Source organism: Alistipes sp. 56_sp_Nov_56_25 (assembly GCF_001915285.1).
In the GTDB taxonomy this organism is placed as follows: domain Bacteria; phylum Bacteroidota; class Bacteroidia; order Bacteroidales; family Rikenellaceae; genus Alistipes; species Alistipes shahii.
Genome location: NZ_MNQF01000017.1, coordinates 22,624 through 32,958, shown reverse-complemented (window position 1 = coordinate 32,958; position 10,335 = coordinate 22,624). Strand labels below are relative to the sequence as shown.

Genomic DNA, 10,335 nt, shown 5'->3' with positions numbered 1-10,335 from the left:
CAAATAGAATGCCACGCTATCGGCACCCGTTTTGACCTATAGCGTGGCGTTTTCCTGTTTTTGAGGCGTTTCAGCACCCGTTTTGACTAATAAGTCTGAAAAAATTGAAACGAGACTCTTCCCGAAGCGTCGGTTCCGTCGCCTGTAAACGCAAAAACAACAACCCGCGGTCCGGATGCATCCGCCCCGCAGTCGTTGTTTTCGCATTTGTACTTTTGGCCCGCAATGTTTCGGGGCGTTATTTACGTCTTGTCTCGCTTTGGCGAGACAAGACGCGCTCCGTGAACAGCTTTCGCGGCTCGGCAAAGCACCGCTTCGCTGTAAACGCAAAAACAACAACCCGCGGTCCGGATACATCCGCCCCGCAGTCGTTGTTTTCGCATTTATGCCTTCGGCATTCGCTTTGCCCTCGCCTTGTCGCTATTTCTTGACTTTGGGCGCGAGCATCATGTTCATCTTCTTGCCGTCGAGCTTCGGCATCATCTCCACCTTGGCGAACTCTTCGAGGTCCGTGGCAAAGCGCAGCAGCAGGATTTCGCCCTGCTCCTTGAAGACGATCGAACGTCCGCGGAAGAAGACGTAGGCCTTGACCTTGGCCCCCTCCTTGAGGAAGTTCTGCGCGTGCTTGAGCTTGAAGTTGTAGTCGTGGTCGTCGGTCTGCGGGCCGAAGCGGATCTCCTTCACGACGACTTTCGTCTGGTTCGCCTTCAGTTCCTTGGCCTTCTTTTTCTGCTGGTAGAGGAACTTCTGATAATCGGCGATGCGGCATACGGGCGGCTCGGCCTTGGGCGAGATCTCGATCAGGTCGAGTTCCATCTCGTCCGCCAGACGCAGTGCGTCGCGGATCGACATCACCTGCGGCTGGGGAATGTTGTCCCCCACCAGACGCACCTCGGGAACCGTGATCTGTTCGTTGATGCGGTGGGGATTCTTCTTTTCGGGCGGCCTGCGTCCGAAGCGGGGATTGTTGCCTGTTGCCGGTCTTGGTCTGTTATTCCCGGGGGTAAACGGCCTCGGCGGGAATGGTTTCGGTGCTGCGATAATCGTTAAGTATTAAAATGGTTAATTAAATTTTGTTCCTTGCTTTCGGGCTTCCGAGAGTGGTAATCCTCGCGGCTGCGCCGCGTTTGTAAATTTTACCCTCTCCTGAATCCCCTCCTCGGAGGGGACTTTGTCGGAAAGCCCCGGTTATTCCATGCTTATTTCTTTTCGAGCTTGTTGGCCTCGATCTCCTCTTTGACCAGTCCGGCGATGAAGTCGCGGAACGCCTCCAGGGACATCTGTCCCTTGTCGCCTTCGCCCTGCGCACGGACGGAAACCAGCCCTTCGGCCTCTTCCTTCTCGCCGACGATCAGCAGATAAGGGATGCGTTTAAGTTCGTTGTCGCGGATCTTGCGGCCGATTTTCTCGTTGCGGTCGTCGACCTCGGTGCGCACGTCGCTGCGGTTGAGGAACTCCGACACTTTCTGGGCATAGTCGTTGAACTTCTCCGAAATGGGGAGCACCACGACCTGCTGGGGCGAGAGCCACAGCGGGAACTTGCCGCCCGTATGCTCCAACAATACTGCCACGAAACGCTCCATCGAGCCGAACGGCGCGCGGTGAATCATAATCGGGCGGTGGAGACGGTCGTCAGCGCCCTTGTACGTGAGGTCGAAACGCTCCGGGAGGTTGTAGTCCACCTGGATCGTTCCCAGCTGCCACTTGCGGCCGATGGCGTCCTTGACCATGAAGTCGAGCTTCGGGCCGTAGAAGGCCGCTTCGCCCAGCTCCACGACCGTCGTAAGGCCTTTCTCCTTGGCGGCCTGCATGATGGCCGACTCGGCCTTCTCCCAGTTCTCGTCCGAACCGATGTATTTCTCCTTGTTGTTCGGGTCGCGCAGCGAAATCTGGGCGGTGTAGTTGTCGAACTTCAGCGTCTTGAAGATATAGAGCACGATGTCGATCACGCGTTCGAACTCTTCCAGAAGCTGATCCGGACGAACGAACAGGTGGGCGTCGTCCTGCGTGAATCCGCGCACGCGCGTCAGTCCGTGCAGCTCGCCCGACTGTTCGTAGCGGTAGACCGTTCCGAACTCCGCCAGACGCACGGGCAGCTCCTTGTACGAACGGGGTTTCGAGCGGTAGATCTCGCAGTGGTGCGGGCAGTTCATCGGCTTGAGCAGGTACTCCTCGCCCTCGATCGGGGTGTGGATCGGCTGGAACGAGTCCTTGCCGTATTTGGCGTAGTGGCCCGAGGTGACATAAAGCTCCTTGTTGCCGATGTGCGGCGTGATCACCTGCTGGTAGCCGTACTCCTTCTGCACGCCCCGCAGGAACTGCTCCAGCCGGTCGCGCAGCGCAGCTCCCTTGGGCAGCCACAGCGGCAGGCCCTGGCCCACGCGCTGCGAAAAAGTGAACAGTTCGAGGTCCTTGCCCAACTTGCGGTGGTCGCGTTTCTTGGCCTCCTCCATCATCGCGAGGTACTCGTCGAGCATTGATTTCTTGGGGAACGAGATGCCGTAGATACGCGTCAGCATCTTGTTCTTCTCGTTGCCGCGCCAGTAGGCTCCGGCCACGGACGTAAGTTTCAGGGCCTTGATATATCCCGTGTTGGGAATGTGCGGGCCGCGGCACAGGTCCGTGAACGCACCGTTGGTATAGAAGGAGATGGTGCCGTCTTCGAGGTCCGTGATCAGTTCGACCTTGTACTGGTCGCCCTTCTCGGTGAAGGTCTTCAGCGCTTCGGCCTTGGGGACTTCGCGGCGGAGGAGCGCTTCCTTGTTGCGGGACAGCTCCACCATCTTGTTTTCGATCGTCGGCAGGTCGGCCTCGGTGATGGGCGTCGGGGAATCGACGTCGTAATAGAAGCCGTTTTCGATGGCCGGGCCGATGCCGAACTTGATGCCCGGGTAGAGCGCTTCGAGAGCCTCGGCCAGCAGGTGCGACGAGGTGTGCCAGAAGGCGTGCTTGCCCTCTTCGTCGTCCCATTTGTAGAATTTGACCGAAGCGTCCTCTTCGATCGGGCGCGTCATGTCCACCGTCGCGCCGTTTACCGCGGCCGCGAGCGAGTCAGCAGCTAAACGAGGGCTGATGCTCTCTGCGATCTGATACGCAGTAGTCCCTTTGGCATATTCACGTACGGAGCCGTCGGGAAAAGTGATTTTGATCATTTTGTTGTATAAATTAAGTTTTCGGGGCCTTCGGCGCTTCCACAATTACGAGACGGAATACACCTCCGGGTTGCCCGGTGTTTTTGTTCGGGTCTTTGTCAATCCTCCTTTTCGGTCTGCGGCAGGTCCTTGACCGAGACGTCGCGGCCGCCGCGGTCGCGTTCGGCGCGTTGCAGCGGATTGCGCGTCCATTCGGCCCATGCGCGGCGGTGCTCCGCGATGTCGATGGCCGCATAGATCGCATTGCGCATCGACTGCGGGTCGGCCTTGTCCTTCCCGGCGATGTCGAAGGCCGTGCCGTGGTCGGGCGAGGTGCGCACGGCCGAAAGCCCCGCCGTGAAGTTCACCCCGTCGGGCGACAGGCTCTTGAAGGGCGCCAGCCCCTGGTCGTGGTACATGGCCAGGATGCCGTCGTACTTGGCGTATCCGCCCCCGGCGAAAAGCCCGTCGGCGGCAAAAGGCCCGAAGGCCAGCACGCCTTTCGAAAACGCCTCGACAATGGCCGGGCGGATGATCTCCTGCTCCTCGCGTCCCAGCAGTCCGCCGTCGCCGGCGTGGGGGTTGAGCGCCATGACGGCGATGCGCGGCTCGACGATGCCGAAGTCCTCTATGAGCGCACGGCGCAGCGTGCCGAGGTCGCGCACGATCCGCTCTTTGGTGATGTTGCGGGCGATCTCCGAGACGGGGATGTGCTTGGTGACCAGCCCCACGCGCAGCACGTCGCTGCACAGGATCATCATGGCTTCGCCTTCGAGTTCGGCGGCCAGGTATTCGGTATGCCCCGTGTAGCGGAAGTCGTCCGCCTGCACGGTCTCCTTGTCGAAGGGTGCGGTCACGAGCGCGTCGAGGTGTCCCGCCTTCAGGTCGCGCATGGCCGCGCACAGCGCCTCTACGGCCGCGCGTCCGGCTTCGGGGGTCGGCTTGCCCGGCGCGATGTCGGCCGTCTCCCCGCATGCCACGAGGTTCGCCTTTCCGCGGCGCGCCTCGGCGGCCGACGCCACGGGGTTGAAGGAGAAGGCTTCGATCTCCGCGACGGTATTTCGGTAATAGGCCGCGGCTTTGGGCGAGCCGTAGACGACGGGTGTGAAAAGCTCCGTCATCCGCGGGTCGGCGAGCGCCTTGAGAATGATTTCCCAGCCGATGCCGTTCGTGTCGCCCTGCGTGATGCCTATTTTGAATTTGTTTTCCGGCATAATCAATTTTATTTCAACTTACAAAGTTATAAAATATTCAGAATACACAATGCCTCGGATTCGATTAAAATGAATTTTTACCCCGCTTTGCGCCGGAAGTGCAATTTTTCACTATCTTTGTTACAGCAGTCTGTGAGGATTGCTGACATTTTTGGGATAAAAAGCGCATCGGCTTTTTTTCTTACCGCCGAAAATTGGACACTTTTGTGTAACATAAGGAATAAGGGTTGATGCTCTCGCTGTTTTCCAGCGTGGGCATTTGCCGCATTCTACGTTACGGGTCGTCCAATACCTCGACGGTGGAGCAGCAAGTCTGCCCGCGCTTTTTTTCCGGACCAAGCAAGTTTGGAGAAATGAGAAGATGTGAGCGGAAAATGTTGAAATGCAATGCTGAACTTGTAGATATCGTATTCCGTCTGATGTTCGAAACGTTCTGGGTGGCCCCTTACGACCTGCGGCGGGATTTCCCGGTGCTGGTCAATTTCGAACGTCATGCGCGCCATGCGTCGGTGCTGTTGGGTAAAATCGACTTCGCCTCGGCCTCCGGGGCGCAGATATACGAATTGGGAAAGACCGTCGCAGCGCTCGACCGGGCCGTCCGGCAGATCGCCGAAGCGCGGCTGTTTTCGCCCGTGGAGTGTGCCGAGGCGCAGGAACTGGTCGGACGCATCCGGAATGCGCTGCCTGCGGCCTGCGCCGCCGGGCTTGCGGCGGCTCTTTCGCACGATTCGGAATAGCTGCGGGATGCCGGCTCCGCCCGGCCCCTGCGACCGTAGGTCGCAGGGATTCTGTCATGCACCCTCGCCTTCGCTCGGGATAACCGCGCTCCGTGATTTCCCGGGCGGTCCCTCCTGCCGCCGGAATTACGTCGCATCCCTCGTCTTCGCTCGGGATAACTGCGCTCCGTGATTTCCCGGGCGGTTCCTCCTGCCGCCGAAATTACGTCGCATCCCTCGCCTTCGCTCGGGATAACCGCGCTCCGTGATTTCTTGGGCGGCTCGGCAAAAGCCGGAAAAACCGGAGCCGGTTTAAAACGCAACGGACCCCGCCTGGGAAATGAATTTCCGGCGGGGCCTGATGCGTTTTAGTCCTTCGGACTTTATTTTCCGGCTTTTGCGCTCGCCTGGCGGCGAAATTCACCACAGACGATGCCCGTGGCCATGGCGACGTTGAGCGATTCCGAACCCCGGCGGTCGGCCGGCCAGGGCGGGATGAAGAGTTTCTGCGTGACGGTGCGGGCCACGGCGTCGGTGATTCCGCGCCCTTCGTTGCCCATCACGACGATGCCCGCCGGCTTCAGTTCGGTTTCGTAGATGTTCGCTCCTTCCAGAAAGGTTCCGCAGACCGGAAGTCCCAGCGCGGCGGCCTTCGAAAGCAGCGCCGCGAGGTCGGTGTAGTGGACCCTTACGCGGAGGATCGCCCCCATCGTGGCTTGTACGACCTTGGGGTTGAAACAGTCGGCCGAGGCTTCGGAGCAGACGATGTCCGTGATGCCGAACCAGTCGGCCAGCCGGATGATCGTGCCCAGGTTCCCGGGGTTCTGCACGTCGTCGAGCGCCAGCGTCAGCCGTCCCCGCAGCCGCTCCGGCTTCAGGTCGCAGCGGGGGATTTCGACCAGCGCCAGCGAGTTGCTCGGGGTTTTGAGCAGCGAGAGCCGCTCCATGTCGCGCGGGGCGACGGTCTCGACCTCGGGCCCGTTGAAAACCCCTTCCAGCGAGAATATCCTGCGTACGGAGAGGTGCGATGCGCGCAGTTCGCCGATGAGTTTCTCCCCCTCGGCGACGAAAAGTCCGTGCTCCGTGCGGCCGCGTTTGTCGGCCAGCGCGCGGACGAGTTGTATGTCGGCTTTTGTCATCGTTGTTTTTCGATGGTGTAGGTGGTTCCTTCGGTCGCCGGGTAACTCTCGGCAAAGAGCGTCCGCGCCTCCTCGACCAGCGGCGTTTCGTCCTTGTAGCGCGACGAATAGTGGCCGATCACGAGCCGCCGGGCGCCCGCTTTCAGGGCGGCTTTCGCTGCGTCCGTCGTGGTCGAGTGCCCGCGGTCGCGGGCGCTCCGCTGTTCGGCGGCGGCATAGGTCGCTTCGTGGTACATCAGATCGACTCCCCGGCACAGTCCCGCGGCCTTGGCCGAGTAGTTCGTGTCCGAGAGGTAGGCGTACGAGCGCGGCGCATAGGGGCGGTAGGTCAACTCGGCATTGGGAATCACCTCGCCCGTGGCCAGCCGTATCTCCTCGCCGCGCTTGGCGGCGGTGATCTGCGCGATCGAAAGCCCGTATTTGGCGATCTTGAATTTCTCGACGTTCAGCGGCGGCTCCTTCTCGCGGAACAGAAACCCGGCGCACGGCACGCGGTGGCGCAGCGGGACGCTCCACACCTCGAGGGTGCGGTTTTCCAGCAGCAGGGCGTGCTTGGTCGTGTCGACCTCGGTCCACGCGACGGTGTAGGGCAGCTCCGTGTCGAAGTACCGGAGGTGGCAGGCCAGGATCTCGCCGAAGGGCGCCGGGGCGAAGACCCGGAGCGGGGTTTTGCGTCCGTACAACGCCAGCGTCGAGATGAGCGGGAACAGCCCGAAAACATGGTCTCCGTGGAGGTGCGAGATGAACACGGCCCGGATTTTCAGCGGATTGACGCCGTAGCGGACCAGCTGTTGCTGCACGCCTTCGCCCGCATCCACGAGGTAATACTGTTCGTGGACGTTGACCGCCTGCGCCGAAGGGTGGCGGGCGACGGTCGGCTTTGCGGAGGACGAGCCCAGTATGGTGACCGAGAAACTCAATTCGTCTGTGTTTTATACTTTATGAATGTCGCCAGAAGCCGGTTGGTCGTGAAAACGCTCTGGGATGTGGTGGCGGTTCGGGTTTTGCTGCCGTCGTCGTTTTTCTCGATCTTTTCGGTCGTCGTGTAGGTCGGGGCGGAGGTTTCGCTCACGACGCCTTCGAAGACGATGGCGTCGGCTCCTTTCTCCCGGCCAATCTGTTCGATGAGGGCCTGCGCCTCCTCCAGCGTTTTGCCGAAGGGTGTCGCCTTGATGCTGCCCATCGTTTCGTAGTCCGAGGGAACGTCCTTCCAGTCGAAATAAAGTTCCGGCGCGGTTCCGGTTGTCGGATAGGCTTTGCCGATATAAGTGGTGCGGATTTCGGCGCACGAGGCGATGCAGCATGCCGCCGCCAGCAGTAAAAGGAGCTTCTTCATGGTCTGTCTTTTGCCTTATTGCAGCAGAAACCGTTCGCAGTCCAGGGCGGCGACACATCCCGACGCAGCCGCCGTGATGGCCTGGCGGTAGTGGGGGTCCTTCACGTCGCCGGCGGCGAAGACGCCTTCGACCGAGGTCTTCGACGTTCCCGGCTCGACCTTGATGTAGCCTTCGGCGTCGAGCGCCAGCTGTTCGGCGAAAAGTTCCGTGTTGGGGTGATGGCCGATCGCCAGGAAGAATCCCGCTATGTCGATCTTCCGCTCCGAGCCGTCGTTCCTGCGCAGCAGCGCGCCCGTTACGCCCGAGTCGTCGCCCAGCACCTCGGCGGTGTTGTGCTCGAACAGCACTTCGATGTTCGGCGTGTTGAACACCCGCTGCTGCATCGCCTTCGAGGCGCGCAGGTGGGGTTTGCGCACGATCAGGTAGACCTTGCGGCAGAGCGATGCGAGGTAGGTGGCCTCCTCGCAGGCCGTGTCGCCGCCGCCCACCACGGCCACGTCCTTTTTGCGGTAGAAAAATCCGTCGCACGTGGCGCAGGCGCTGACGCCCTGCCCGCGGAATTTGGTCTCGGACGGGAGACCGAGGTATTTGGCCGTGGCTCCCGTGGCGATGATCAGCGTTTCGGCCTTGATCTCCTTCTCGCCGTCGATCACGACGTGGAACGGACGCGACGAGAGGTCGGCGCGCGTGACGTTGCCCGTGCGGATGTCGGCGCCGAACCGCTCGGCCTGCCTGCGCATCAGCCCCATCAGGTCGGGACCGCTCACGCTGTCGGGATGTCCCGGGAAATTCTCGACGTCGGTGGTCGTCGTCAGCTGTCCGCCCGGTTCGATGCCTTCGTAAAGCACCGGCTTGAGGTTGGCGCGCGAGGCGTAGATGGCGGCGGTGTACCCTGCGGGGCCGCTGCCGATGATCAGGACTCTTACTTGTTCTTCCATGGTATCGGTTGTTGTTTGCATGTTTCAATCATTATTCGTTCCAAATTCCGTCAGGCGTCGTCCCAGGTAGTCGAATTCCGCCCAGCGGCCGTCTTTCCGCACCCGGACGACGCTTTCGGCCGGCGCGTAGTCGACGATCTCGTATTCGGGCGGGATGACGTAGCGTCCCTGGCGGTCGATCAGCCCCATCCCCGATGGGGTCTCGACCTCGGCGCGTCCTTCGCGGAAATCCCCGGCCCAGGTGTACTGCGGCCGGATTACGGGGTTGTTCTCCGTGTCCACGAACCCGAATCCCTCGTCGTCCTCGACGCAGACCAGTCCTTCGAAGACGTGGCTCGTCCAGCGGTGGCCCGTCAGGCGGCGGTGCGGGGTGTAGACGGCCTCCGTGTCGCCGACGCACATCGGATCGGCCGTCCGGCGGACCTGTTCGCGCAGGCTTTCGAAGGCCGCGCCGTCTCCCGAAGGGCCGAAATGCGCGTCGTGGTAGCGCAGCGGCACGAACCGCCCGCCCGACCAGCGCAGGTTTCCGGCCCGGAGGTTGTTGTGCGAGAAGTTCAGCTTCCGCAGGGCCGTTTCGAGGGTGTCGAGCGCCGCGAGCAGCCGCTCCGCGGGTTCCGTGTGGAGCGCTTCGGCGAACGGTTTGCCCGCGGGAAGGTGTTGTAGCGCCAGGTCGAAACGGCGTTCGCGGCCTGCCGGGTCTGTCCACCGCAGTTCGTCCCGCAGGATGCGGTATTCCGCGAGATGGTCGGTGTTGAGGCGTCCGAGCTGCGACGCCGTGCGTTCCACGGAGGCCAGCGCAGCGGGCGAGAGCGGCATCGAGAGCAGCCATTGCCGGCCGCGCCACGTGATCTCGGCCTCGGCGAAGCGCGTCGTGCGCATCAGCCGCGGCAGTCCGTCCGCCCCGGTCGCCGCACGGGCGTCGGCGAGCGTTTTGAACGAGAGGTCGGGCGTCAGCAGCGCCCGGGTGAAGAGTTGCAGCGTCGGTGTCATGGCTATTCGGTTTTTACGCTGATGGAACCGATGTTGAGCATGGTGATCAGCTCTTCGGCCGAGGCGTTGAAACTCATGCCGCGGAACGGCGGCAGGGCGCCGGGGCCTTTGGCTTCGCGGATCGCCTCGTTGAAGACCTCGGGCATGGGGCTGGAGCAGTCGTAGAGCACCTCCGCATAGCGGTTGGGGTACGAGGCCTCTTCGGCCGAGGGGAAGAACACCGTGTGCGGGGTGTCGCCCGCGGCGATGTGGATGTTGACCAGCAGCACGTTGCCGTCGGCCGTGCGGAGCGATTTGATCTGTCCGGCCACGGCGCGCAGTTCGGCGTCGTCGCAGTCGGTGGCCTCGCCGTCGGTGATGTTGAAGACCATCGGCGGGAAACTTTCGGCATGGGCCGGGTCGGCGCACCATGCCGCGGCGATGTCGCGCACGCGGCGCAGGGCCTCGCACATCGGAGTCTGCCCGGCGGCTTCTGGCTCCACCCATGCCGGGTAGGGAATTTCGCGCAGGGAGATGCTGCCGTCGGGCAGCCGGTATTCGATGACTTCGGTCTTTATCGGAGGCTCCCCGGCCGCCAGCTCCGCCACGGAGATCAGTTCCCTGCCGCCCGGCAGCAGGGAGTAGACCTCGTCGTCGCCCGAGTATCCGATCACGGCGATGTCGTAGTAGTCCCTCACGCCGTCGCTGCGGCGGGCGCGTTCGATCAGTTCGAACAGCATGCCGTTCGTGATGGTCGCCACGGCTTCGGCCTTGGTCATCTGCCGGTTGCGGAACCGGATTTTTTCGGCCATCGAACCCGAGCCGTCGATCGCGAGGATGATGGCGGTGCGATGGGTGCGTGTGATGCTCTGTGTATACATGTTGCGTCGT

Annotated in this window: 10 protein-coding genes; 1 reads left to right on the top strand and 9 read right to left on the bottom strand. The window is 61.9% G+C overall.

The window, feature by feature from the left end; all coding sequences use genetic code 11:
- Positions 1-420 precede the first annotated feature (420 nt).
- The 3 genes from infC to pdxA form a co-directional block, all read right to left on the bottom strand.
- Positions 421-1,041: a translation initiation factor IF-3 gene (infC, locus tag BHV64_RS06490; RefSeq protein ID WP_288115664.1), complete on the bottom strand. Its 621-nt coding sequence runs from the start codon at positions 1,039-1,041 to the stop codon at positions 421-423.
- A gap of 158 nt (positions 1,042-1,199) precedes the next feature.
- Entirely contained in the window at positions 1,200-3,152 is a 1,953-nt protein-coding gene (gene thrS / locus BHV64_RS06485; RefSeq protein WP_022061636.1) for a threonine--tRNA ligase, read from the bottom strand.
- A gap of 98 nt (positions 3,153-3,250) precedes the next feature.
- Complete coding sequence (gene pdxA, locus BHV64_RS06480) at positions 3,251-4,345, bottom strand: 4-hydroxythreonine-4-phosphate dehydrogenase PdxA (protein ID WP_138266329.1); 1,095 nt, start codon at positions 4,343-4,345, stop codon at positions 3,251-3,253.
- Positions 4,346-4,764: 419 nt separating this feature from the next.
- On the opposite strand from pdxA, the gene BHV64_RS06475 reads away from it, so the two are divergent.
- Positions 4,765-5,082, top strand: a complete 318-nt coding sequence (locus BHV64_RS06475; RefSeq protein ID WP_015547326.1) for a hypothetical protein — start codon at positions 4,765-4,767, stop codon at positions 5,080-5,082.
- A 362-nt stretch (positions 5,083-5,444) separates the two neighbouring features.
- Here BHV64_RS06475 and BHV64_RS06470 read toward each other — a convergent pair whose 3' ends face one another.
- Genes BHV64_RS06470 through BHV64_RS06445 form a run of 6 tightly spaced genes read right to left on the bottom strand, consistent with a single transcriptional unit; the run spans position 5,445 to position 10,325 of the window.
- Positions 5,445-6,200 carry an RNA methyltransferase gene (locus tag BHV64_RS06470; RefSeq protein WP_022061639.1) on the bottom strand — a complete coding sequence of 252 codons (756 nt, stop codon included), beginning with the start codon at positions 6,198-6,200 and terminating at the stop codon, positions 5,445-5,447.
- On the bottom strand, positions 6,197-7,120 hold the full coding sequence (locus BHV64_RS06465) for a ribonuclease Z (protein WP_022061640.1): 924 nt from the start codon (positions 7,118-7,120) through the stop codon (positions 6,197-6,199). Before BHV64_RS06465 ends, BHV64_RS06470 begins: the two co-directional genes overlap by 4 nt.
- Positions 7,117-7,536, bottom strand: a complete 420-nt coding sequence (locus BHV64_RS06460) for a hypothetical protein (protein WP_015547328.1) — start codon at positions 7,534-7,536, stop codon at positions 7,117-7,119. The genes BHV64_RS06465 and BHV64_RS06460 overlap by 4 nt, the downstream gene beginning before the upstream one ends.
- A 15-nt stretch (positions 7,537-7,551) precedes the next feature.
- On the bottom strand, positions 7,552-8,475 hold the full coding sequence (gene trxB / locus BHV64_RS06455) for a thioredoxin-disulfide reductase (RefSeq protein WP_015547329.1): 924 nt from the start codon (positions 8,473-8,475) through the stop codon (positions 7,552-7,554).
- 24 nt (positions 8,476-8,499) lie between these two features.
- Positions 8,500-9,465 carry a WG repeat-containing protein gene (locus tag BHV64_RS06450; RefSeq protein ID WP_288115663.1) on the bottom strand — a complete coding sequence of 322 codons (966 nt, stop codon included), beginning with the start codon at positions 9,463-9,465 and terminating at the stop codon, positions 8,500-8,502.
- Between the two features lie 2 nt (positions 9,466-9,467).
- On the bottom strand, positions 9,468-10,325 hold the full coding sequence (locus BHV64_RS06445) for a vWA domain-containing protein (protein WP_015547331.1): 858 nt from the start codon (positions 10,323-10,325) through the stop codon (positions 9,468-9,470).
- Between the last annotated feature and the right edge of the window lie 10 nt (positions 10,326-10,335).

Bases quoted from the DNA above. Each gene is read 5' to 3' on its own strand.
- BHV64_RS06475 (WP_015547326.1), top strand. From the start codon at position 4,765: ATGTTCGAAACGTTCTGGGTGGCCCCTTACGACCTGCGGCGGGATTTC.
- BHV64_RS06445 (WP_015547331.1), bottom strand. From the start codon at position 10,325: ATGTATACACAGAGCATCACACGCACCCATCGCACCGCCATCATCCTC.
- trxB (WP_015547329.1), bottom strand. From the start codon at position 8,475: ATGGAAGAACAAGTAAGAGTCCTGATCATCGGCAGCGGCCCCGCAGGG.
- BHV64_RS06470 (WP_022061639.1), bottom strand. From the start codon at position 6,200: ATGACAAAAGCCGACATACAACTCGTCCGCGCGCTGGCCGACAAACGC.
- pdxA (WP_138266329.1), bottom strand. From the start codon at position 4,345: ATGCCGGAAAACAAATTCAAAATAGGCATCACGCAGGGCGACACGAAC.
- BHV64_RS06460 (WP_015547328.1), bottom strand. From the start codon at position 7,536: ATGAAGAAGCTCCTTTTACTGCTGGCGGCGGCATGCTGCATCGCCTCG.
- BHV64_RS06450 (WP_288115663.1), bottom strand. From the start codon at position 9,465: ATGACACCGACGCTGCAACTCTTCACCCGGGCGCTGCTGACGCCCGAC.
- thrS (WP_022061636.1), bottom strand. From the start codon at position 3,152: ATGATCAAAATCACTTTTCCCGACGGCTCCGTACGTGAATATGCCAAA.